The organism is Hallella absiana (assembly GCF_025457485.1).
Lineage (GTDB): Bacteria > Bacteroidota > Bacteroidia > Bacteroidales > Bacteroidaceae > Prevotella > Prevotella absiana.
This window is the reverse complement of the sequence record NZ_JAMXSP010000032.1, coordinates 1-21,611: the sequence shown is the minus strand read 5'-3', so window position 1 is coordinate 21,611 and position 21,611 is coordinate 1. Positions and strand designations below refer to the sequence as shown.

The following is a 21,611-nucleotide window of genomic DNA, read 5'->3' as shown; positions in this document are numbered from 1 at the left end:
AATTGTATACTGCAACAGGTTTTTCCCCTATCCCTAAGATTGATGCCAAACGACAAGAACGGCAGCTCCAAACTCAAGGAAGATATATGATAAGACATATAGAATCCGTTTAAGTCATACACAATAAAAAAGAATAGGAAACGCTTGCTTATATCGAATTAAATGCCTAATTTTGCAGGAAAGCTACAAAAATTAGATATAAATATGGTTTTAAGGATAGAATTAAGCAATTTCTTCTCGATACGCGACCTGCTTAGCATCGACTTTAGGGCCGCAAATATCCACACACGGCTTGCCGGAGAACTCAGAGACAATGTGATGGAATGGAGCGGAATGAATGTGCTGAAGACAATCGGCTTGTTCGGCCCCAATGCCTCAGGCAAGTCCAATATTATCAAAGCAATTCGCTTCTGTTGGTCGCTGATATTGCATTCTATCGATAGCAATGTTGGCACAGTATTCGATTTCGCTCCCTTCAAATTCAATGGATATGACAATCAGCCAAGCAGCTTTCTCATAAACTTTGTCATTGACGGAATAGAGTACGAGTATTCCTTTACACTTACAAGGACGGCCATTCTTGACGAGGCTCTGTACTATTATCCCAAAGGGCGCAGAGCACGGGTCTTCACACGCCATGGTATTCAACCGCCAAAATATACATTCGGCGAAGGGCTTATCACTCGTCCGTTGGATGTGGTGACCAACACGTCAGACAAAAATCTTTTCCTCACACGTGCCAGTTCTATGAACCGTGAAATTGCACAAAGGGTGTACCGTTATTTTCTGGATGACCTCTTGCCTGGCATACAAACCAGTGACGTGCAGAGTAACACTGACAATTTCAATGCGTACAAACCGCTCATCCTTCGTGCATTGAGTATTTGCGACACCGACATAGTGGATATAAAGATAAACAAGGCTAATGGACATTTTGTCACTTATCATAAAGAAAATCCTTCATTGCCATTCGATCTGCTGACGGAGGAATCAGACGGAACCATAAAACTTTTCCGTATCTTGCTGAACCTGCTCGATGTTGTCAAACATGGCAAGACATTGCTTCTTGACGAGTTTGACAGCAGCCTGCACATACGTCTGGCTGACTTCATCATCGATTTGGTGCACGCCTCTAAAGCTTCTCAGCTTCTGTTCACCTCACACAGCACCAACTTAATAGACATCCACCGGTTTAGAAAAGACCAGATAGCATTCGTCAACAAAAGAAGCAATGCATCCACCGAAGTCTATTCTCTTTTCGATTATAAGGATTTTCGGGACAATATGGATGCGGAGAAAGCCTATATCCAAGGTCGCTTTGACGCAGTACCTTATGTAGAGTCCTCCGTCTCAGGTCTTAAAAGTTTACTAAAAGAGAAATAAAACATGGCTAGACGAAGAACTATCACACCGCCACGTAAGATGAAGCCTGCAATCCTCGTCGTCTGCGAGGGAGAGACGGAAGAAGCCTATCTTGATTTCTTGCGCCATCAATATCGCTGTCCTATCAAGATAGTGTCAAAGATTTTAGGTGACGACATAAACGAACGCCGGATAAAGTCGCTTCAAGACAGTATGAAAGTGTCAGGCAATGACATTGTTTATACCTTTCTCATGTACGACAGAGATGTGGCTGCCATGAATGATAAAATTGACAAATTGAGTGGTGTCAAACTATGTAGCAATCCATGCGTAGAACTATGGTTTCTATTGCATATTAGTGCGATACATTCACCATTGTCTACAAAGCAGTGTATTGAACATTTGAGGCAACATAATGTTTTTTGGGGCAATTATGAGAAGGCTTTCCTCTCCTTGAAGCAAAAGGAATGTTTATGGTCGAATCGGCTTACAGCGGTATCAAACGCTAAATTATTATTAGAAGGTAAGAATCCGTCTTCAACAGTGTATCGCCTGATAGAATTTTTGGAGACGAGACGCAAATGATTTTTTATAGAATCCAGAATATCTTCTAATGTATATTCAGAATTCTTGCGCAGCCCGTCAACAGGACCGGCTTCGCTCATTACTGCTTAGAAAGGAAGAGACGGAGCGGGACATTCAAAGACTTATGCGTAAGGTAGGTGGCGGAGAAAGTATCGGAGTCAACGAACTCGATACTTTCTCCGCCACGGGTCTTACGCACAGATGTCATTTTCAAGAAGATTAAGTCTCTCCCATCTGAGCCCCCATTTGCATTACCATCTGTCTGCCGACATCATTCAATCTCCAGCTCTTGCCGTCAAAGAGGAGGACTTTGCTCCCGTCTGGCATCTCACCATACAGCTTGTTATCCTCTATGGTAATGTTGGCACTCATCAGTTCCTTATATCCATGGCACATGGCGGCATAAGGTCGCAGGTGCATCATCATCTTCCGAGATTCGCAAATGTCCTTTCCGAGCATCCTATTGTAGTCCATCATCTGCTGCACAGTAGAGATGATGTCCTCCTCGAAGTAGATATAGGTAATGTCGAACTCGCCGAAGTCCATCACCTTGACATCATAGTCGCTGTTTTGAAGTACCTCCAGTCCGGCCTTTCCTATGAATATCCAACTGACCAAGTCTTCGCCATCCCATACGCACCCCGTCTGCCAGCCGAAGGCCTCGAAGATGCGGTCGGCATCCTTGTCGATGGCAGCCCAGCGATTGCCGCAGGGGAAGACGCGGATGGTCATGTCCTCAGGACGTTCCACCGCCTTCCGCAGAATGGCCACGATCTCCGCGTCCTGCTTCCGTGTTTCCATCAAGCGTTTCGGATTGACAGTCTTCTTCCAGTCCAAGAAAGTCTTTATCAGACCATCAGGTGCACCTTCAGCAATATCGTCCAAAATGCCCATAGGATTCTCATACATCACGGGTGCGTCCATATTGGTGAAAGCCAGTCCGAAGTCTTCCATCATCAGTCTCCACTGCCGGAACTGCTCCACAGTATTTGCAATCAGCAAAGCCTCGTAGCACCGTCTTACAGCTTCGTTCTTCAACTTCTTGGATTCTCCCTCATAGCATGTCAGAATGTCGAGGTAGTGTTTCTTGAGCGTGTTCACCCAAGCCAGGTTCGTGTCTCCCATAGTAAGTGTCTGTTGTTTGTGTTGTGTTTAGGTTCGAAGACAAGCCGCCATTGCCAGCATAAAGCTGGCAATGGGACCTGCCAAGATAGATGTTTACGGTATCGGCAGCTCAAAGGACTTGTACACCTGCTTGCCCTCCTTGTCGATGAAGCACCACCGCTCAGCCTTGTACGGAATACCATTCGCATCCACACACTGGTAGTCAATCTTCACCTTCCAACCGGAGAACTCGCCCTTGCGGCCACCGGCTGCGATGAGTGTCCTCAGTTCCGCCATGCTCCGCATCTGCCGCTCGGCGAGGCTGACCACGTAGTGGTCTGCCGGGTTGAAGCGGCTCATGTTCCCCGTGCGCCTCATGATGGTGTCCGTGACCACCTTCATGGTCTGCATCATCCCCATGACCTCCTTCTGGTTGAAATATCCCGTGCCGAACGCCGAGTCCGGCTCCGACACAGCCATCACCTGCAGCTGCTTGGGATAGTCCACGCTCAGCTCCAAGTTCTCTTTGGCCAGCTGTTTCATCTTCTCACTCGAGTTGCCGCACGAGACCATTAGTGCGGCAGCCGCCATCAGCATGATTACTTTCTTCATTGTCTTTTCAGGATTAGAGTCCATACTTGAGCGTATAGTGCGTGATGCTTCCTGAAGGCTTGAAGCGTATGCGCTTCGTTGCCGGGACGGTCATCATCTCCCCGGTCTGGGGATTGCGCACCTGCCGCTCGGCACATTTTCTTACATAGAATCTGCCGAAGTCAGGCAGGAACACCTCGCGGTCTTCCTTGAGGATGTCTGACACGGCACAGAGGAACGCCTCCACTGCCTTCTGCTCTTCCTTGACGGTGAGGTCGGCATTGATTGCCGCTTTCTTGATGATGTTCTTCTTGTTCATGTTTCGTTGGGTTAAGGTGAGACTTATGGTTATCAGTTATAAAGATTGAACTCCGGCACAATCTTCTTCCTGTCGTCCGAGAGCCGAAGATACGCCTTGGCCAGGGAGCCCTTGTCATCGAAGAGCAGCACCTCGTTCGATGTGATGCCATACTCCAGCAGCTCCTGCAACTCCTGCAGGGTGACGGCGTGGCCGCGGATATGCCGCCACAGCGAGAAGTGGAACGGCTCGCCTATCTGCTCGTGGTTGCTGCAGTTGAACGCTGTCGGGCTGACCAGCACATCCTCACCACACACCGGGCACTTGCCCACCACAGAGCTCAGCGACATGCCATAGACCTCGTTCTCCACAAGCACAGCCGAGAAGATGCGTCCCTGGCTGTTGTAGCATCCGTCGAGAATGACCGGCTTGCCGCTGAGATAGGCATCCACTTCGAACGGCTTGATGAAGCGGTGGCTGAGGATGCCGTTGCAGTGGAAGGTGCAGGGCGACTGTTTGTCGAAACAATGCTCGCAGAAGTAGCCCTTGCGTGTGACGACCACCCGGCCGCCGCAATGAGGGCAGCGGTGCTCCAGATAGATGCGGTCAGACACCACCTCCACCTCTCCGCCACGGCTCTCAAGGTGTGCGAGATACTGTTTTCCCTTGTTGTCCTTGAAGGTCATGACGTGGCTTGCGCCCGTGTCCTTGAGTTCCTTGATGATGTCATCCGAGAGAACGACACCACGAATTTTCTTTTTGTTTTCCAATGCGATTGTTGTCATAGTTGTTTTGATAAAAGGTTGAACATTAAATAGTTTTGTTGGTTAGTTGAAGTTTTTTATTAGTTGAATAAAAGAGGCTGAGGAAAGGCTCAGAGATAATTCCATTCCCATATCAATCCCTCTACTATGTACTTGCCCGACATCACTGTCGCCCATCCTTCCGGGTCAAGGCCGTACCAAAGGTCGTTCCATGACAGTGTGCGGATCTGCCATGCCAGCAGCCACAAGTCCGTGTTGATGGTCTCCAAGCGAGTGACAACCTCGTTGGCTATATAATACCGTTCCGCCGAGTTGAGCAGGTTGACCTTGTGCTTCTCTGTCTTGCCGTCGGCGTTGGTGACATCGTACGAGCCGCTTGTGACCAGTTGCTTCATGAACGGGAAGAGCGTTATCATCTGCGTAGTGGCATCCGCAAGCTCATCAGACACCATCAGTGCGATGGCTGTTCCCTTGAGGTGTCCAGGCAAGGACTTTCTGAGCAATGACATGTTGTTCGGTATCTCCACGGCAACGAGCTCGGCTGCACGCTTGATCTGATAGATGTTCTGCATGGCACCTTGTGCGTTTTGCAGGTATTCCAGCATCTTCTTCTCCAACTGGTGCATGCGCTCCATAGCCGCCGTCACCGCCACCTCCGTAGCAATGATTTCCTTCTGCGTCTTGTCACGCGTCTTGAAAATTTTCTTGAGAATCTCCGTCTGCGTAGCCACCGCTGCCGTGAGTGTCGGGTCGGTCTGCTGGGCGAAGCCGCAGACGGAGCCGGACATGGCAAGCAACAGGCAAAGAATTTTTCTTTTCATGGTTCTTCGTTTGTTTGGGCCACGGTCGTTGCCGACGGTACGGACTTGAAAAGTTGGTGCCGGAGGTGACGCACCGTGGCCTCGTTAATACTTCCCTTTCGTTGGTTTTCACATCTTAAAACCGCTTCTGCACTCATTCCGCTCGCGCAACTCCGTCCTTATCCTTGCGAGATTCTCGTCCCGCTGGAACTTTGTCTTGAGCTGCAGCGCCTCCAAGGGCATGCCACGCACAACGTCGTTCCAGTCCTTGTAGTTCACAGGTGGCTTGCGGACTTCGATACGGTCTGACAGCTTTACATGTTTGGCCAACTCTTCAACAGAGGCTTTCCCCATCGGCATGTCAAAGGCTTTCCCGTCCATCTCAAGTCGGAGATTGTCTCCCATCTGAGTTACAGTGAGCCGCTTGCCATCGAGCAGAGCCGCCATCCTCATGCCGTAGATGCGTCCGGGTAGATCATTGTCGAAGCAGTCCACAGCCTTCGCCATATTGTAGTGGCGCATCAGCCCCGACACCTGTACGTTGGACAGCGCACCACCGACAGAGACAAATGCTGAGTGCGTGAGGTCAATCTTTCCTTGGTTCGCCTGATAGAACGCCATAGCGTCGTAGGCAGATTCGGCAAAGAACACATACCTGACCATCTGGGGATTGTTCAATGCCGAGTGGATGCCAGCCGTCCATACCGCCGTGGTCGAGTTCGTCCCTGCCGCCTTGCCTTTGAAACCACGGTCGCCCCGCAGCTCATATCCTGCCAAGTCGGAACTGAAGCGCGGCTCGCGGTAAGGAAAGCCGATCATCGGTAGGCCGTTCTTGTTCTTCTGGTCAGTGACGATGGCGATGTGCCGCTCGAACAACTGCACCGTCTCATGACTGATGCCACGCTCCTCAAAGATACCCATGGCATAGTCCATGTTCCTTGACAGAGGTTGGGAAGTGTATCGCTTAGGATTGAACACTGTGTTTAGACTGCCCAGTCCACCACTATACCCACGGTCGTGGTTGTCCACGAGTGGCATGTTGGCAAAGTCTGCCATCACCTTACCGATGACCTCCCACTGGTTCCTGCCATAAATGTTGAAGCGGCCCAGGTTCTCACCGATGAAGTCCACCACGTCACCGCGCTTTCCCGAATTGCGGTGGAAGTACTTCTGCCGTTCCTTCTCCTGCGGATGTGAGATGACGATGGTGTCGAGCTTCTCTCCCTTGCCGTCGGGCAGAATAAGTTCGATGTACCGTCCCACGCCCGCCTGTCTGTTGAGCTTGTAGCCGAGAGAGAAGGCAACGTCGTCGATGCCCACCCTCGGCTTCATCTCCTGAAAAGATACGTAAGACATAGGCTTGTAGTTTGAAGGTTTATAATTGGTCTGCTTGTAAAAGCAGCTTGCATAGAACATTTAATGTAAGCATGTAATACTCACAATTTCAATCCTTTATTCTCGTTGTTCTGTTGCTTCTGCTCACGTATCTCACGCACTTCTCCAGCAAACTTCCTTGCCACGGTGTCGTGGAGCATCTGGTCTTTCAGCGCACCCGTGGGCATCATCTCATATCTGATACCCGTAATCTTGCTGATGGGCTTCATACCGAGGTCCTGCCCCTCAAAGGTAGCACGCACCGCATAGCCACCGTCCAATCGATTGTAGATGGAGGCACTGTCGAACTTTGCCGAGAGCGCGATGTCGTGCGGCTGCTGCCACTCCTGCTTGGCGATGTTGGCCTGCAGGTCCACCTTACTCATGTTGGAAGAGAGTATCGGACGCTCGCCAAGGGCAATCTTCTGTTCGTCAATCTTCTCTAAGATCATCTTCGATGCCTTGTTCACGTCCGCCATGACCGAGACGATAAACTTCGGCTCCTCTCTCAGAGCGTTAATCCATCCGTCCATATAGGCAGCATTGTTGTTAAGGATACGCTTGTCGAAGCCCAAGGTGTTGCCCACCATGGCGGCTGTTAGCTCAGCAACCAGTTCTTCCTTGGCATACTTCGCATCACCGAACTTCGCACCCTTGTCACGGTTTAGTCGGTTGGCAGTACCAGTAGAGTGCGTCATCTCATGGAGTGCTGATGAATAATATTCCATACCATCCTTGAAGATTTCCTCGGCGTTCTTGCCAATATTGAATTGCTCCTTCATGGGGATGATGACCATATCTCGTGCCGGAGAGTAGTAAGCCCCGTCCACAATGCGGTCGTTCTGTACACGGCATATCCACTCCTGCCGCTCGAACATACGGTCAAGAGCGCGGTTCTCGTACATGCCCTGCGTGTCACGCAACTGCGGGCCTTTGAAACGGTCAACGATGGCATCGTACTTCTCCTTGTTAACCTCTTCCAGATTGGTTTGGTCAACGTTGAATACGGAGAAGGCCCGGAGGAACGGGCGTACCTCGCATTTCGCCTGTTCGCCACGGCTCATCTGCTTGTAGTCCGACTCGGCAACCCGCTTGCCACGCTCGTCCTTGATATTGAGGTCCCAGTAGATGACCGGCATCGACTGCGCCCCTTTCTTAATACGGAGATTCTCCTTCTGCGCCTGCATGAAGGTCATATACACCGGAGTGCGGTAAGCATTCATTGCCGTGTCCATCTGCAGGAAGAAAGAGTTCGTACCCGAGTAGTTGCGGCCGCTGAGGTTCTGCGGCATGCCGAGCATCGTACCCTTTCCGTTCGTCCATCCCTGCCGCCAATCGGAAGCCTTCATCGACTGCATACGCTCGACCATCATCTCAGTGAATTTCTCCACAGCTTTCTCTCCGCCGGACTTGAAGTCCTTTGTCGACTTTTCTTTTTTGTCTTGCATAGTGTCTGTGTTGTCAGGTTAGTGAAGAGAGCCCCGGCACCATCCTCGCATGGAGGTGCCATCGGGGGCTCTTGGTTAAGTTTTTTGGGGTTTAGATTAGAATTGGTTGTTGAAGATATTCAACTAAACCGTTACCAATTCCGGCTCGTCGCCATAGAGTTTCTCTTCCGTCTGCTCCAGATAGAGCTCGGCATTGTTGTCATCGGGCTCCACGCCGTGGTCATCGCACCACTGGATGTAGGGTGCTGCGTGCTCACTGCGGAGGGCAAGCTCACACCATCCAATCTTGCCGTTCTGCTTTAGCTGTACGAGGGTATCAAAAGATTCATTGTTCATAGTCGTGTTGTGTTGTTAAGGTTAGGGAAATGTTCGTGTTTTCTTGTATTGTTTCCGTCTGTCTTCTGATTGCCAGTATCAGACTTTCATGGCAGATCTCTGTGTCTGCTTCTCAGCCGCCATTGACTTGATTTCAGTGTTCAGGTATCGGGCGGCCAGCTGCTCCTTGGTGGCAGTCTTCATTGTGAAGAGCGACTGCTTGTCGTGCCAAGAAAGCACAGCCTTGCTCGTTACACCCTTGTCGCCGAGGTCAGCTGATACCGTCCAGTCACCCTGCTGGCTCTTGGCAATACGCACCTCCTTGACACCGGCATTCTCAGGCAGGCGAAACTGGTTGTAGAAGGAAGCGAGGTGCAGCTGCTCCCCGAAGTTCTTCTCCACGAGCTTGGAAGGTGTTGTCACGCGGTCAAAGTAAGCGTTCAAGTCCTCCTTTGACATTGTGCGCGACATCTTCTGCTCGCCCACCTGCGTGTAGAGTTTGTACTTGCCCACATCCTGACGCTGCTCGTCATGCTCCTTATAGACCACCATCTTCTCGATGACGCGTCCGTCTGAGAGCTTGTTGTCTGCCTTGTACTCCTCCGGCGTGACTTTCTTGGCCAGCTTAGTGGGATAATAAGTCTGCATGAGACTCTCCACATTAGTAGTTCGCTCTTGGTATGCCTTGACATCCTCCGGCTTCATGAGTTGCGGACGAAGCTGCTGACCATCGAGACGGGCGGTAAAGTACCACTTGTTGGGGTCTTGGTTGCTTTGGAAGGCGTGTCCGTGAGAAACTTTCTCGCCATTGACGGTCACCATCTGCGGCTCACGTGGCTTGTGGACCTTTTGGCCAGTGGACTGCTCCGCTGATTTCTCTACGGCCTTATCCTCTTTCTTGGTCTCAGCCTTCATCTCGGTGTTGTCAACCTTGGCATCCTTAGCCTTGGTCTTCTTCTTTTCAGTTTTCTTTTCCATCGTATCGGTTTGAGTTTGGTTCTTGGTTTGGTTTATAGTTTGCTTCCTGCCCAGCTCCTGCATATCAGCAATCGCTACACGATTGCCAGCCTGGATGAGTCTTGGCAAGTAAACGTCGAGCGCATGATGAGGAAACTCCGCTATCAGCTCACCGTCCTTCTTGAATTTTGGCTTCTGTGCCGGGATCTGCAGCGTGTCGGACACCTTCCGTGCATCCTCATTCAGCGAGCGGTAGAAGTCACCGTTGCGCATAAGGATCAGTGCGTCGGGATGCTTGCTCTTGAGTCGCTGATACACCGCCAATGGTGTGTCGGTCTTGTTCTTCACCTGCTTCTTCGTGGAGTTGGCAGATTGCTTCATGTCAGAAGGCTGTTCTTGCATTTTCTTTTCCATGTTGGTAGCGAGTTGGTTAAACTGGTAGTTCTTGTTGGTCAGATGGTTCTTGGTATGTCCGAGGACGGCGAGCATGGTATTCGGATGACCCACGGCCTTAATGGCGGCACCTGCGGTATAGCCGGTGTCCAGCACGTTGTCTATTACTATTGGTGTGAACTGCTCCGGCACTTGTCTGTACAGATTGAGTTTCAGGTATATGCCCTCCGGCTTGAGGTCATTCTTCTTGGCATAGTGCAGCGGCATGTGCGGCCGGCAGGAAAGGATGTCCCACGTCGGGATGCCCGTCCTTCGGGAAATCTCATTGGCGAGCGTCTTTGTATAAACAGCCCTGCCATGGTGGTTCGGTATAGGCACCAGCACGCAGTTGTGTCCAGCCGCCATCTCCCTTATTCCGTCCGCCATCATCTCCGCAGCCTTGCAGATACTTGCGTAGTCACCGTCCTTGAGCCCGTGCGCCAGCTGACGCACTTTCGGATATGGAGCTACGGAGGTGAACGTACATTCTTGCTTGTTTGACATGATGATAGGTTAGGTCTTAGGCTCATAGGTTTGTAGTTGAAGAGGATTAGGGACTAAGGTTTACATGGACAGGCCTTTCTTCTTCTCCTCTTTTTTGTCAATCTTTTCCCTCTCGGTCATCTGGACACTCTCCTTGTGGCGCAGCCTGTCAACTACCTGCTTGTATTCCCACCGGTTCTCGTCCGTCTGAACGTAGCCCATGTAGCCCTCGTGCGCGTCATCATAGCGGATGGCCTGCTGGCGTTTCCATTCCTCCATGTCTCCACGCATGACCTTGAAGCCCTGCGGCTCACGGAGGTCAACGCCCACGGTCACTTTCTGGTCACCGACCTCCAGCTCCACCGGCTTGCCCATAGCGGCAGCTTCCTTCTGTCCCCATCCGAGGCCAATGTCCTTGATTTTCTCCATCTCTGCAAGCTTTTCATCAAATTTAACACTTGCCACATCACGGCGCATCAGGGAGTTGGTCTCCTTGTCCAGCTGCACGTACCGCATCTTACGGTTGTCGCCCTCCTGGAACTCCTTGCGGATGACCTCACCACGGCGCACACGCTCCAGCTCGGAGTCAGTGAGACGCAGCTTGTTGTCAATCTCCTTATGCACTTGATACGCAATTAGTTGCAGATTGTTGTTCTTGTCTCTTACAAGCTGAATTTTCATTGGTACGGATACGCTGGAATTGTCTCCGATGGGCACGTTGACACGCATCAGCGGAGAGATGTGACCGCTGAGGATCGGGTCGCGGAGTTCCTTGGGCATTTTCTCCAAATCCTTTGGGAAAATACCGATTTTAGCAAACTTCTCGAATGGTACAGGTTCTTCTTTCATAGTCTTACGGTTTGGTTATTCTGTTGGTTAGTACTATCTTTGCACAAAATCTATGTAACACACAAACACATACTACTGCCATGAGACAATCAATAATGTGCCTTGCCGTCATGCTGCTGTCCTTTGGGTGCCTGCATGTATCGGCGCAGTTCCACACGATTCAGTCCGTCGGCCCTGATGCCGACACGTTATTTATTTCCACGGACCCATACGTCCGTGATGTAATTTCTGGGATGAAGGAGAAGGAATCACCTGAGAAGAAAAGTCTCCTTCAGCTTTTCTGTTTTGGTTTGACCGCTGCAAAGATAGGCAAACATCAGTCTAGAACCAAAAAAACAGAGGATTTTCTTCAAAAAAATAGCAAAAAAAGTTTTGAGGAAAATGAAAGTCCAATGCAAATTCAGTCTAAAAAAACGCTTTTAAGCCCCTCGGACAGCATGATTTTTCACATCATCAAGAACCGCCTAACTGTCTGTATGCCATTGGATTTAGTGAATGTCAACTCGCCCTATGGCTACCGCTCAGACCCCTTCACCAAGTGCCGGAAGTTCCATGATGGAGCTGATTTGCAAGGTGGCCACGATGTCGTCTACTCCATGTTGCCGGGAATCGTGGTCAAGGCAGCGCACGGCAATACCGGCTACGGCAACTATGTCATCCTTGACCACGGCACCATGCGATGCCTCTATGGTCATCTTAGTGAGATCTATGTCCAACAGGGCATGGCGGTACTGGCCGGGACCATCGTCGGGCGAGTCGGCTCCAGCGGACGCAGCACCGGCAATCACCTGCACATCCGCCTTCAGCGTTTGGACGGCAACGGCAGATGGCAAAGCACCGACCCGTTGCCACTGCTGCGCGCACTCCATGAAAAGGTCATTGAATGCGACAGACAGCTGGCACAGCTGAGCGGAATGGAAAGCAAGAAATCACAAAGAGACGAGCTCACTATTGCCAACCTCTATGCCGCCCTCCAACGACATGGCATCAAATACCCGAAAATCGTCCTTGCCCAGGCTATTCTTGAAACTGGCACATTCAAGTCGCGTCTCTGCCGTGAGGGCAACAACCTCTTCGGCCTAAGGCATTCCAAGGGCTACTACACCTTCAACCACTGGGAAGAGTCCGTGATAGCCTACCGCGACTGGGTGCAGTACAAGCATCGGGACGGTGAGGGCTACTATACCTTCCTCAAGCGCATCGGCTATGCCAGTGCCAAGGACTATATATATAAGGTGAGGAAGATTGCCGACCGGTTATAAGGACATCCAAAAATCAAAAGCCTGATCCAGTTTGCATCACATACTATGTCTGTTCTTATATGTGTCATTCTACATTCTGGTTTTATTAGAAATTCACTGTAATAATCCGAAAATCACTTTTCAAAAAGTTATTTTTGCCTCAAAATTCGCTTTTTCAAAAGCTATTTTGTATCTTTGCACATCATCAATTATCTTTGACTATGGAGCAACAAGACATTTTCCCACTTCTGACCGTCTATCATCGCCGGCTGGCCATGACAAGTCTGCGCTTTACCCGTTTCCTGCATGACAGGATCAACTGGAAGTCGAGGCTGATAGGTATCCGCGGTTCACGCGGCGCCGGCAAGACCACGCTGCTGCTGCAACACATCAAAAAGACCTTTGACAACATCGACGACGCATTGTGGATCTCGTTGGACAATATTTGGTTCAAGACGCACAGCCTGACGGAACTCGTGGAGTATCTCTACAGCCACGGACTGAGATACATCTTTGTGGACGAGGTGCACAAGTATCCGGACTGGGCCATCGTGTTGAAGAATCTCTATGACAGCTATCCCGATCTGAACATCGTTTATACGGGGTCGTCAATGCTGGAGATAGACAATTCCAAGACCGACCTGTCCCGTCGCCAGTCACTCTACACCCTGCACGTGATGTCGTTTCGGGAATACCTTGCCTTCACGAATGTCATAGACGTGCCGCCAATCTCGTTGGAAGAACTGTTGGAGCGCCACGTTGCCATTGCCATGAACCTGACAGCCAAGGTAAAGGTGCTCAAGGCATTCAATGAATATCTGGCCAAGGGCTGCTATCCCTTCTTTTTGGAAGCGGGCGAGGATTACGAGATGCGGCTTGCCGCAGTGGCCTCACTGGTGATAGAAAGCGACATGCCGGCCGTTGAGAAAGTCTCCTATGCCACCATAGAGAAGACCAAAAAACTGCTGGCCATCATTGCCCAGAGCGTGCCACTCGTACCGAACGTCAGCAAACTGGGACAGGCGCTCGAAACGACCCGCGACAGTTGCCTGAAGATGCTGTACACGCTCGACAAGGCGCAAATCATATCCCTGCTGACCAAGGTCACGAAAAACTACAAGCACCTCTCCTCACCCGAGAAGATATACTTGGGCAACACCAACCTCATGGCGGCCTTGGGGACAAACACAAACATTGGAACCACGCGCGAGACATTTTTCAACAACCAACTACAGGCGGTGGCCGATGTCACCATGCCGCAGAAGGGCGATTTCCTCATCAATGGCAAGTATCTCTTTGAGGTAGGCGGCTCCGGCAAGACCTTCGACCAAATCAAGGACGAGCCCGACAGCTACCTTGCCATCGATGACATCGAGACGGGTGCCGGCCACAGAATTCCCCTTTGGATGTTCGGCTTGCTGTATTGACAGATGTGCCCTCTTTGCTTGATTGACATTAACCCAGATCAAAGGCATTCTACAGTCCGCAATGAATAGGTCGTAGAATGCCTTTGTTGATACTACTCCAAGCCTTCTCATACCTCACAACCTCAGAAATTACAGTGCGGCAACGTCTAACTGTGGACATTTGTAACAGATTGGCTGGCAATTTCTTAAAAAACGTAGAAAAGTTGCACAAAATCAGCTTCTTTTGCTCATTTTTCATGCCGATACTTGCGTCAATCAGGATTTGTCCTTATCTTTGCCATCGAAAACAGCCGACCATTCATCGGTCATGCTTGTCAAGGGCCAAGCTCCTCTTCATAACCGGCCTGCCAAAAAGGAGCACGTCTATTTTTTCGTCACACATGAATGAGCCCCTCGGTGTATTGGCACCCTTGGCAGTTGTGGCTACCCGAAACAAGTATCACCAACATTGAAAACCGATGAGTATAGCAACATTCAATTTCAACAAGCCCAAGAAGAAGGGCAACAAGATTATCGCCTTTGCCAACCAGAAGGGCGGTGTGGGCAAGACCACCAACTGCGTCATGTTCTCCGACTACCTTGCTGAACTGGGCTTACGTTTCGTCCTCTTCGACACCGACCCTCAGCAGAGTATCGTCAAAAAGCGCAAGCAGGAGCGCGAGGAATTCCCCGACATCGAGATACCCTATCAGGTAGTTTCTTACCTTGATTTGAGCAGCCAGGAAAGTACGATGGAGCTGATTGCCAACATGCGCGATGAGGACTTCGACTTCGTCATCGACACCCCGGGCAGTCTTGCCCACCAGGGCAGCCTTGCCCTGCTTACCAGCTGTGATGCCCTCATTATCCCGTTTCAGTACGAGAAGACCTGCGTGAACTCCACCGACTCCTTCCTCAATGTACTTGCGTCAACCTGCAAGAAGGCAAACAAAGACCTTCCGCCTCTCTACTTTCTGCCTAACCAGATCAACCGACGTTGGGGCAACAAAAAGGAGCTTGAGGAACGCGAGCGCCTGAACCAGCAGTACTGCAGTATAGGCACTGTGCTGCCGATGATACCCGCCGGTGTGGAGATGCAGCGCTACAGCAGTCTGTACATCACGCCACGACAGACTGAGATCGTAAAGCCATGCTACAATTCCCTTTGGGAAAGCATCTATAATGAGAAGAAGAAAGCCGTATGACTGCCCAAGTGCCTCCATCGGTTGACTTCGGGGATATCAATGATCTTCTCCGGCAGGCCAATGGCGATAGTACCGAGACTTTCGTCTGGAAAAGCAAGAGGCAGCAGGTAAAGGAACGATCGGGTAGTGGGGAGGAAGATAATCATGAACCGACCCACTGCACAAGCAAAGAAAATAAGGAAGAGAAGGGGCCGGGAGCTGTCTCCAAGCCCGCAAGGCAAAAGGAAAAGGCCAAAAGAAAAGCGCAAAAGCCGGAAACCGACAATGAAAATAAAGGAGACCATGCTCCCCGCCCTTCTTTCCTACAAACATCACCATCAGACCAAACGAAAAGTAAAGCCACGGACAAAGGAAGATCTCGTCATGATTATTCGGACTGTGGCCATGAGGCATTCGTGGAGTCGGTCAAGGCGTTTGACTACCATCAGGAAACCTTCCACCGCCATGTAGTGATTCTACCAGACAGGCTCTACAACAACCTGCTTGCCTGTTATGGTGAACGTAGCCTCTCAGCTGTCCTCTGTGTCTTAGCCCGGTTGCATGTGGAGCGAAACAAGGAAGCCATGAGACAGATGCTCACAGACCGTATTGACCTTTACTGAGTAACCTTTTATCAAGACCATTTCCCTATGACAAACGACAAAGAAGTACATTACAAGCGATGGACCGTCGAGGATGACAATTTTCTCATGGAGCGGTACTACTCGGAACGGCTTATAGACTTAGCCCGTCAGTTGGGCTGCAGCAGGTCGACCGTCACCCACCATGCACGAAGGCTCGGCCTTTGGAAAGGCAATACGGCCGAGCGCAACCGTGACGCGATAGCTCTGGTGGAGATGGAACATGATAACCTCACTTACAAGGAACTGGCCCAGCAGACGGGGATGACGATCAAAACAGTCTGTCGTTATGCCCGTATGCGTGGGCTGCGCCGCAGCAACGAGCAGTGGCGTGCCAACCTCAGCCGCAAGCGCAAGGAACTCTATGGCAGGGAACGGGCACGCATAACCTTCGGCCTTGAGCAGCGGACAAAGTTGAAAGTTTTTAGCAACCCCAAGAGAACCCGTCTTCTTGCCAAACTTCGGCAATTCGGCTACAGAATCTCCGAAGAGGATCCCAACGTCCTCTATTACCCCGACAGCCAGTGCCGCCATCCCATCCGTGAGCAGCACGGCATGGCCATGGGTCTGAGATTCGAGCCTTTGCCAACCCCGATGACAGAGAGTACGGACTTTGCTGAGAGCTGCTGAGTCATCATCACCAAAAAGAAACAATCATTTGTTAACAACATTACAACACTAACACAACGAACTATGCGAATCACAGGAAAGATCACCCGCGTATTGCCTCCTAAGTCAGGCACCACGAAGAAAGGCGGCACATGGACCGCCCAGCAGTATGTCCTTGAGACCGGCGATGCCGACAACTCCGCCATCCTCCTGGATGTGTTCGGACAGAAAGAGATTGACGAGTTTGCCATCACCGAGGGCGAGACCCTGACCGTCACCTTCGTTCCCAAAATCAGCGATTACGGCGAGCGCGTCTTCGGCCGCAATACTGTCACGGCGGTTGAGCGTCCGCAAAGCGACGGACTAATGGAGTGAGCCTATGGAATTCAGTACGATAGCCTTTGTCTTGTTGGGCGTTGGCCTTCCTGTCTTCTATCTGGCCATGATCATCCACGACATCTATTTCGTCAAGGATGCCGAAGAGCTCATGCCCAAGCCGGAGGAGGTGGAAGTAGACATCTCGGACGAGGCCGGGCAGTTCCAGCCCATTCTCATCGACAAGGATGCTGCACAAAAGACTGCTAAGCCCATACAGGTAGTAAAGGCGGAACAACCCCAACAGACGAACACAGCGGAACAACTCAAAGAAACTAACACAAATGACCAGCCCATAGTGTCCGCACCAATGAAAAAAGACAAGGAAAAGGCTGAGGACAAGGAGAAAAGCAAAGACAAGGAAAAATCAGATGAAGACGACAACGACAAGACCATAGCATCCTCCGCCCAAGCCTGCTGCTATGTCTCAGAGCCTGTAGTTGCTGACAAAGAGGCACGCAAGCGCATCCAAGAACTGGTGCGCATCAGGCGACAGCAGATCCATTCCGAGGAACTGGCAGCAGCCAAGGAAAAGAGCAACCAACAGCCGGAGGTTATCGTTGAGACGCAAGAACACAGGCCAGAAGATGCTTCCACTTCCATTTCTGCTTCCCCTGTCGTTTATGTCTCGGCTGATGATGAAGAGACTCCCAAACCTAAATCATCCAAGTCCAAGCAGATCCAAAAGCAGCGTCCCATTCCGGCCTACTTCTATTACAAGACAAAAGTCGTGGCACAGGACACCGTCTATTGCGGTGGTCAGACTGCCGAGAAACTCAGTGAGGAAGTCAAGCGGGTTTCTGCCGATAAGGTGGAGATGATTACCAAGATGATTGATTCCGAATGGGAAGAGACGGATGCCAAGCCGCGAGAACTTGACGAGGACGAGAAGATAGCCATCGAGATGGCGAAGCAACGAAGTCCGAAGCATGATGTCCCCACCGTCAACTTCTGATTCAATGACTTTGAGGAAAGACTAACCCAAACCTATTCAAACCTTAACCAAAAGACAACACCCATAAGACAGCCAAGGAAGAGAGCTGCGCCCGTCACGGGGCAAGGGGCTCAGACGGCCGCGTCCTGCGGCACTCACCCATCTTCCGCTATTTGTAAATATGGTCTTTAAATTGTAACGTAAACTATGAACCCAACCTATGTTACAGAACAGTTTAAGAACCATCAAGACCGCTTGCATGAGCGCATGCAAGCACCTGCCCAAGAAACGTCTTGCAGCATTCGCCGCAATGTTCCTTTTCTGCGCCGTCGCCACCTTCGCCCAGAGCGCGGGTGCCGGAGGCTTCCAGAAGGCCATCACCGAGGTATCAGGCTACCAAGTTCCCGTTGGCAACCTGATGAAGGCCATCGCCGCAGTGATTGCGTTGGTGGGCGCATTCAACGTCTATTTCAAGATGAGCAATGGTGACCAGGATGTCAAGAAGACCATCATGCTTACCATTGGCGGATGTGTCGCATTTATCGCTATGTCAGAGGCTTTACCTCTGTTCTTCAAGTAGAACATTAAGCCGTGAGGCTCCGGTTTTCACTTTGATATGAGAAGGTTACGTACAATCCGAGAGAAAATGTTTTTCATAGTATAGAAGTGATAATCGACCGCAAGAAGTGATCTCGCAGTTCCCCGGAACTGTGTAACGGGCACTAAGGTGCGGGGAGGCCGAAGCGTCGGCTCCCACACCTTTTTACTTAGAAAATCCGACAACCGAAATATACTCTCATGCAAGCACAACAACACAAACACAAATCCCACGACTATGGACAACTCGTTCAACGGCTTTCCTGTCTTTAAGGGCTTGCAGAAGCCTTTGGAGTTCATGGGCATCCGGGGGCGTTTCCTCACCCTTGCCGCCTGTGCCATCGGCGCAAGTTTCATCGGCTTCATCCTCTTCTCCATCATCTTGGGAAAGCTGGCCGGCTTCATCGCCATGGTCATCATTGCCGCTGTCAGCCTGCTCGGCATCTTCATCAAACAGCAGGGTGGACTGCACAACAAGAAACGGCATCCAGGCATCTACTTCTTCTACAAGATGTATGATAGGTGAAATCTCTATGTTCGATTTTCAATTTAGCAATCAACCTTAACTGACAAAGAACCAATCTAATGGCCAATAATAAAAAACCGCTCGACGGCCTCTTCGCCCAGCTCCAGGACATCAAGGATGCAGATGGAAAACTGCTGAACACGGTACTTTTCTCGAAGAACGGTAATCCGTCCGTCATCATCGAGATCGAGAATCCAGTCCAGCAGTACTCTACCGATGCCGACCAGTACATGGCCTATGCCGACGTGCTGAACAACATCGTCCAAACACTCGGCGAGGGCTATGCCCTGCAGAAGCAGGACGTGCTGTGCCGCCAGAGCTATCACCATGACATCACAGATGACATGGAATTTCTCACTCGCAGCTACTTCCGCTACTTCAACGGCAGGCCATACACCGAGATACGTACCTATCTCATTATCACGCAGGAGACAATAAAATCCGCTTTCGTGAAGTACGACCCCAAGACATGGCTCGACTTCCATTCCAAAGTGGGCAAGGTCACCGACATATTGAAGTCCCGCGGTATATGGTATCACATGCTTACCAAGGGCGAGGTCAACGAGTACCTCCACCGCTTCATGGCCTTCAACTTCCGCCGTGGCGCCTTCTCGATGCAGAGCTTCAAATCCGGCGAGGACTGTCTGCGCATGGGACGCAATGTGGTGAAGTCCTTTGACATGGTTGATGTGGACGAGATTGACCTGCCCACGCTCATCAAGCCCTACCGCACATCCTTCGTCAACGGCTACCCGATTGCCACAGACCTGCTGTCATTCCTCGGTGCCATCCCCGGTGCCGACTGCGTGGTCTATAACCAGGTCATTCAGATACCGCACCAGCGCAAACTACTCCGCAAACTGCAGAGCAAGGCCAAGCGCCACGGCTCCATGCCCGACCCCAGCAACAAGATAGCCAAGGCCGACATTGAAGCCGTTCTCGACATCCTTGCTCAGGACAGCCGTCTGTTGGTCTATACCAACTTCAACCTGCTTGTGGGCTGTGCAGAGGAAAGACTACCTGATGTTACCTCCTTCATTGAGACCCGTCTCTACGAGTGCGGCATCTTTGCATCAAAGTCTGCCTACAACCAGTTGGAGCTCTTCATGGACTCCTTTCCCGGCAATGCCTATAGCTTTAACCCCGACTACAACCTCTTCCTCACGCTTTCGGACGCTGCCTTGTGCCTGATGTACAAGGAGCGGCAGTGGCACAGCGAGGACACGCCGCTGAAGACCTACTACACCGATAGACAAGGTTTGCCCGTTTGCATCGACATCACCGGCAAGGAAGGCAGGGTGAAGATGACCGACAACGCCAATTTCTTTTGCATCGGCCCAAGCGGTAGCGGAAAGTCCTTCCACATGGACTTTAATGTCGGCAAACGGTTGCAAACGCCTGCAAGTAATCGGTTGATTATCAGTTAACAAGCGTTTGCAGTCTTTCCATATGGCTATTGTGAGTTCCATCTGTTTTGATTAATTTTGTACCGCATTTGGAACTTGACAATGAAGTGCCGCGGCATAAGGTGTTGCACCCTAAAGCAGATAATGCAACGCCGCTGCACCAAAATTGTCAGACAATGCTGAAAACGGATAAATTCACAAGAACAAGCACTATGGGAAAGAAAAACGAAACACAACTTAACAGTTCGGGCGGCAGCGTTGTCAACGTAAGTTCTCGGCAGGAGTTCTATCGTCCGCGGCAGGTGGCTGAACTGCTCGGTATCAGTTTGAGGACTTATTATACGATGGTCAGTCGTGGAAAGCTACACCCGGTCAAACTCTCGGAACGCGTGACGGTCGTCGCACGGAAGGAGATTCTCAGCATGATAGAGGCTGCGCTTGGGGAGACGCTCTCACAGTCGATCTTCTCAAAAGACAAAGGGCATGACTGTAAGGAAAAGGACAGCAAGGGAAAGGCGAATGAGGGTGCCAAGACTCGCAGAGTGTCCAAACGGGCTGCCAAGGACCGCGCCCCCATCGGTGTCACCCACGACACACATTATACGATGGCGGAGATTTGCGCGAAGTTCGACTACAGTTACGGTCGTCTTTATACACTTAGGATGCGGTATCAGATTCCGTCCATCCACGCTTTCGGCACCACGTGCTATCCGAAGGAGGCTGTCGACAATGCCATCAGTGAGGAACGTGAGCGTTTGGGCAGGACACTGAATGAGCACTGGTACACCTGCGGCGAACTTATGCGCATCTACGGACTCGGCAAGACGCAGGTCAGGCGGTTCGCCAACACCCACAACGTTCGGACGAAGAAGGCCAACGGCAACCGGCTCTATTACTTGAAGGAGGACTGGGAAGCGGAGCGCAGAAAGGCTGAGGACAAGAGCCCGTCGACCAAGGAAAAGCGCGAGGGAGCGACATGAGCCGTCAGAAGCGGAGCGTTGCTATTGGCCAAATCCGAGTCCGATTGTTTCGAAAAAACGGCAAATAAGCGGGTAAAACAAGCAAAATCGGCCTTTTCTGAGGTCAAATACACGTAAGGAGTTGTAGCCAGACGCAACCTGTCGTAACTTTGCATAAGATTTAGCTGCACTCGGCAATTTGAAAGCACGCTTTCATTGCGCTCGTTTGCAAAATCTTTGCATAAGATTTAGGCCCAAGGGGGATTGTCCGTGGCGGACGGATGCCGCTGCCTAACCAAAGAACTTGATATGATAGCGTGCTAAAACTATTTTTTTTGCTTACCTTTGCGGTCATGGAACAAGAAAAGATA

Annotated in this window: 24 protein-coding genes and 1 pseudogene; 13 read left to right on the top strand and 12 right to left on the bottom strand. The window is 50.8% G+C overall.

All coding sequences use genetic code 11. From position 1 onward, the window contains the following. The first annotated feature begins 204 nt into the window (after positions 1 to 204). Together NG346_RS12280 and NG346_RS12275 are read left to right on the top strand one after the other, a co-directional pair. On the top strand, positions 205 to 1,383 hold the full coding sequence (locus NG346_RS12280) for an AAA family ATPase (RefSeq protein ID WP_262280851.1): 1,179 nt from the start codon (positions 205 to 207) through the stop codon (positions 1,381 to 1,383). A gap of 3 nt (positions 1,384 to 1,386) precedes the next feature. Further along, positions 1,387 to 1,947 (top strand): RloB family protein, encoded by a 561-nt coding sequence (locus NG346_RS12275; RefSeq protein WP_262280852.1) that lies wholly within the window; start codon positions 1,387 to 1,389, stop codon positions 1,945 to 1,947. A gap of 79 nt (positions 1,948 to 2,026) precedes the next feature. On the opposite strand, the gene NG346_RS12270 is transcribed toward NG346_RS12275, so the two are convergent. The 11 genes from NG346_RS12270 to NG346_RS12220 all read right to left on the bottom strand — a co-directional run bounded on the left by NG346_RS12270 (position 2,027) and on the right by NG346_RS12220 (position 11,362). Continuing rightward, complete coding sequence (locus NG346_RS12270; protein ID WP_262280853.1) at positions 2,027 to 2,161, bottom strand: hypothetical protein; 135 nt, start codon at positions 2,159 to 2,161, stop codon at positions 2,027 to 2,029. 5 nt (positions 2,162 to 2,166) lie between these two features. After that, positions 2,167 to 3,072, bottom strand: a complete 906-nt coding sequence (locus NG346_RS12265; RefSeq protein ID WP_262280854.1) for a hypothetical protein — start codon at positions 3,070 to 3,072, stop codon at positions 2,167 to 2,169. A gap of 93 nt (positions 3,073 to 3,165) precedes the next feature. After that, positions 3,166 to 3,663 carry a hypothetical protein gene (locus NG346_RS12260; RefSeq protein ID WP_262280855.1) on the bottom strand — a complete coding sequence of 166 codons (498 nt, stop codon included), beginning with the start codon at positions 3,661 to 3,663 and terminating at the stop codon, positions 3,166 to 3,168. Positions 3,664 to 3,676: 13 nt separating this feature from the next. Further along, positions 3,677 to 3,961 carry an HU family DNA-binding protein gene (locus NG346_RS12255; protein ID WP_262280856.1) on the bottom strand — a complete coding sequence of 95 codons (285 nt, stop codon included), beginning with the start codon at positions 3,959 to 3,961 and terminating at the stop codon, positions 3,677 to 3,679. Positions 3,962 to 3,993: 32 nt separating this feature from the next. Further along, positions 3,994 to 4,725 carry a hypothetical protein gene (locus NG346_RS12250; protein WP_262280857.1) on the bottom strand — a complete coding sequence of 244 codons (732 nt, stop codon included), beginning with the start codon at positions 4,723 to 4,725 and terminating at the stop codon, positions 3,994 to 3,996. 89 nt (positions 4,726 to 4,814) lie between these two features. Next, a complete protein-coding gene (locus tag NG346_RS12245) occupies positions 4,815 to 5,525 on the bottom strand; it encodes a hypothetical protein (RefSeq protein WP_262280858.1) in 711 nt (236 codons plus the stop codon). Between the two features lie 108 nt (positions 5,526 to 5,633). Then, positions 5,634 to 6,860 carry a DUF3991 and toprim domain-containing protein gene (locus tag NG346_RS12240; protein ID WP_262288798.1) on the bottom strand — a complete coding sequence of 409 codons (1,227 nt, stop codon included), beginning with the start codon at positions 6,858 to 6,860 and terminating at the stop codon, positions 5,634 to 5,636. 80 nt (positions 6,861 to 6,940) lie between these two features. Further along, entirely contained in the window at positions 6,941 to 8,326 is a 1,386-nt protein-coding gene (locus NG346_RS12235) for an ArdC family protein (protein WP_262280860.1), read from the bottom strand. Between the two features lie 123 nt (positions 8,327 to 8,449). After that, positions 8,450 to 8,662, bottom strand: coding sequence for a hypothetical protein (locus NG346_RS12230; RefSeq protein WP_262280861.1), 213 nt, complete (start codon positions 8,660 to 8,662; stop codon positions 8,450 to 8,452). A 78-nt stretch (positions 8,663 to 8,740) separates the two neighbouring features. Next, positions 8,741 to 10,534 carry a phosphoribosyltransferase gene (locus NG346_RS12225; protein WP_262280862.1) on the bottom strand — a complete coding sequence of 598 codons (1,794 nt, stop codon included), beginning with the start codon at positions 10,532 to 10,534 and terminating at the stop codon, positions 8,741 to 8,743. A gap of 60 nt (positions 10,535 to 10,594) precedes the next feature. Continuing rightward, positions 10,595 to 11,362, bottom strand: coding sequence for a DUF3945 domain-containing protein (locus tag NG346_RS12220; RefSeq protein ID WP_262280863.1), 768 nt, complete (start codon positions 11,360 to 11,362; stop codon positions 10,595 to 10,597). Positions 11,363 to 11,838: 476 nt separating this feature from the next. On the opposite strand from NG346_RS12220, the gene NG346_RS12215 reads away from it, so the two are divergent. The 11 genes from NG346_RS12215 (at position 11,839) to NG346_RS12165 (ending at position 21,261) form a co-directional block, all read left to right on the top strand. Continuing rightward, a complete protein-coding gene (locus NG346_RS12215; protein ID WP_262288797.1) occupies positions 11,839 to 12,624 on the top strand; it encodes a peptidoglycan DD-metalloendopeptidase family protein in 786 nt (261 codons plus the stop codon). 200 nt (positions 12,625 to 12,824) lie between these two features. Beyond that, entirely contained in the window at positions 12,825 to 14,030 is a 1,206-nt protein-coding gene (locus tag NG346_RS12210) for an ATP-binding protein (protein ID WP_262280865.1), read from the top strand. Between the two features lie 458 nt (positions 14,031 to 14,488). After that, complete coding sequence (locus tag NG346_RS12205; protein WP_262280866.1) at positions 14,489 to 15,214, top strand: ParA family protein; 726 nt, start codon at positions 14,489 to 14,491, stop codon at positions 15,212 to 15,214. An 8-nt stretch (positions 15,215 to 15,222) separates the two neighbouring features. Continuing rightward, the gene (locus NG346_RS12200) at positions 15,223 to 15,816 is read left to right on the top strand and encodes a hypothetical protein (protein ID WP_262280867.1); all 594 of its coding nucleotides are present in this window, start codon (positions 15,223 to 15,225) and stop codon (positions 15,814 to 15,816) included. 27 nt (positions 15,817 to 15,843) lie between these two features. Next, positions 15,844 to 16,464 (top strand): hypothetical protein, encoded by a 621-nt coding sequence (locus tag NG346_RS12195; RefSeq protein WP_262280868.1) that lies wholly within the window; start codon positions 15,844 to 15,846, stop codon positions 16,462 to 16,464. A gap of 63 nt (positions 16,465 to 16,527) precedes the next feature. Continuing rightward, a complete protein-coding gene (locus NG346_RS12190; RefSeq protein WP_262280869.1) occupies positions 16,528 to 16,818 on the top strand; it encodes a DUF3127 domain-containing protein in 291 nt (96 codons plus the stop codon). A 4-nt stretch (positions 16,819 to 16,822) separates the two neighbouring features. Next, entirely contained in the window at positions 16,823 to 17,773 is a 951-nt protein-coding gene (locus NG346_RS12185; protein ID WP_262280870.1) for a hypothetical protein, read from the top strand. A 199-nt stretch (positions 17,774 to 17,972) separates the two neighbouring features. Then, positions 17,973 to 18,332, top strand: a complete 360-nt coding sequence (locus NG346_RS12180) for a DUF4134 domain-containing protein (protein ID WP_317620796.1) — start codon at positions 17,973 to 17,975, stop codon at positions 18,330 to 18,332. 255 nt (positions 18,333 to 18,587) lie between these two features. Further along, entirely contained in the window at positions 18,588 to 18,875 is a 288-nt protein-coding gene (locus NG346_RS12175; RefSeq protein ID WP_262280871.1) for a DUF4133 domain-containing protein, read from the top strand. A 59-nt stretch (positions 18,876 to 18,934) separates the two neighbouring features. Next, a complete protein-coding gene (locus NG346_RS12170; RefSeq protein ID WP_396266825.1) occupies positions 18,935 to 20,302 on the top strand; it encodes a TraG/VirB4 family ATPase in 1,368 nt (455 codons plus the stop codon). A gap of 101 nt (positions 20,303 to 20,403) precedes the next feature. Further along, entirely contained in the window at positions 20,404 to 21,261 is an 858-nt protein-coding gene (locus NG346_RS12165) for a helix-turn-helix transcriptional regulator (RefSeq protein WP_396266827.1), read from the top strand. Positions 21,262 to 21,421: 160 nt separating this feature from the next. On the opposite strand, the pseudogene NG346_RS12160 reads toward NG346_RS12165, so the two are convergent. Then, a pseudogene (locus tag NG346_RS12160) lies at positions 21,422 to 21,611 on the bottom strand (hypothetical protein); the annotation flags it as partial.

Bases quoted from the DNA above. Each gene is read 5' to 3' on its own strand.
- NG346_RS12275 (WP_262280852.1), top strand. From the start codon at position 1,387: ATGGCTAGACGAAGAACTATCACACCGCCACGTAAGATGAAGCCTGCA.
- NG346_RS12240 (WP_262288798.1), bottom strand. From the start codon at position 6,860: ATGTCTTACGTATCTTTTCAGGAGATGAAGCCGAGGGTGGGCATCGAC.
- NG346_RS12265 (WP_262280854.1), bottom strand. From the start codon at position 3,072: ATGGGAGACACGAACCTGGCTTGGGTGAACACGCTCAAGAAACACTAC.
- NG346_RS12245 (WP_262280858.1), bottom strand. From the start codon at position 5,525: ATGAAAAGAAAAATTCTTTGCCTGTTGCTTGCCATGTCCGGCTCCGTC.
- NG346_RS12280 (WP_262280851.1), top strand. From the start codon at position 205: ATGGTTTTAAGGATAGAATTAAGCAATTTCTTCTCGATACGCGACCTG.
- NG346_RS12170 (WP_396266825.1), top strand. From the start codon at position 18,935: ATGGCCAATAATAAAAAACCGCTCGACGGCCTCTTCGCCCAGCTCCAG.
- NG346_RS12205 (WP_262280866.1), top strand. From the start codon at position 14,489: ATGAGTATAGCAACATTCAATTTCAACAAGCCCAAGAAGAAGGGCAAC.
- NG346_RS12230 (WP_262280861.1), bottom strand. From the start codon at position 8,662: ATGAACAATGAATCTTTTGATACCCTCGTACAGCTAAAGCAGAACGGC.
- NG346_RS12260 (WP_262280855.1), bottom strand. From the start codon at position 3,663: ATGAAGAAAGTAATCATGCTGATGGCGGCTGCCGCACTAATGGTCTCG.
- NG346_RS12220 (WP_262280863.1), bottom strand. From the start codon at position 11,362: ATGAAAGAAGAACCTGTACCATTCGAGAAGTTTGCTAAAATCGGTATT.
- NG346_RS12185 (WP_262280870.1), top strand. From the start codon at position 16,823: ATGGAATTCAGTACGATAGCCTTTGTCTTGTTGGGCGTTGGCCTTCCT.
- NG346_RS12235 (WP_262280860.1), bottom strand. From the start codon at position 8,326: ATGCAAGACAAAAAAGAAAAGTCGACAAAGGACTTCAAGTCCGGCGGA.
- NG346_RS12255 (WP_262280856.1), bottom strand. From the start codon at position 3,961: ATGAACAAGAAGAACATCATCAAGAAAGCGGCAATCAATGCCGACCTC.
- NG346_RS12225 (WP_262280862.1), bottom strand. From the start codon at position 10,534: ATGTCAAACAAGCAAGAATGTACGTTCACCTCCGTAGCTCCATATCCG.
- NG346_RS12210 (WP_262280865.1), top strand. From the start codon at position 12,825: ATGGAGCAACAAGACATTTTCCCACTTCTGACCGTCTATCATCGCCGG.
- NG346_RS12180 (WP_317620796.1), top strand. From the start codon at position 17,973: ATGTTACAGAACAGTTTAAGAACCATCAAGACCGCTTGCATGAGCGCA.
- NG346_RS12175 (WP_262280871.1), top strand. From the start codon at position 18,588: ATGGACAACTCGTTCAACGGCTTTCCTGTCTTTAAGGGCTTGCAGAAG.
- NG346_RS12190 (WP_262280869.1), top strand. From the start codon at position 16,528: ATGCGAATCACAGGAAAGATCACCCGCGTATTGCCTCCTAAGTCAGGC.
- NG346_RS12195 (WP_262280868.1), top strand. From the start codon at position 15,844: ATGACAAACGACAAAGAAGTACATTACAAGCGATGGACCGTCGAGGAT.
- NG346_RS12250 (WP_262280857.1), bottom strand. From the start codon at position 4,725: ATGACAACAATCGCATTGGAAAACAAAAAGAAAATTCGTGGTGTCGTT.
- NG346_RS12215 (WP_262288797.1), top strand. From the start codon at position 11,839: ATGCCATTGGATTTAGTGAATGTCAACTCGCCCTATGGCTACCGCTCA.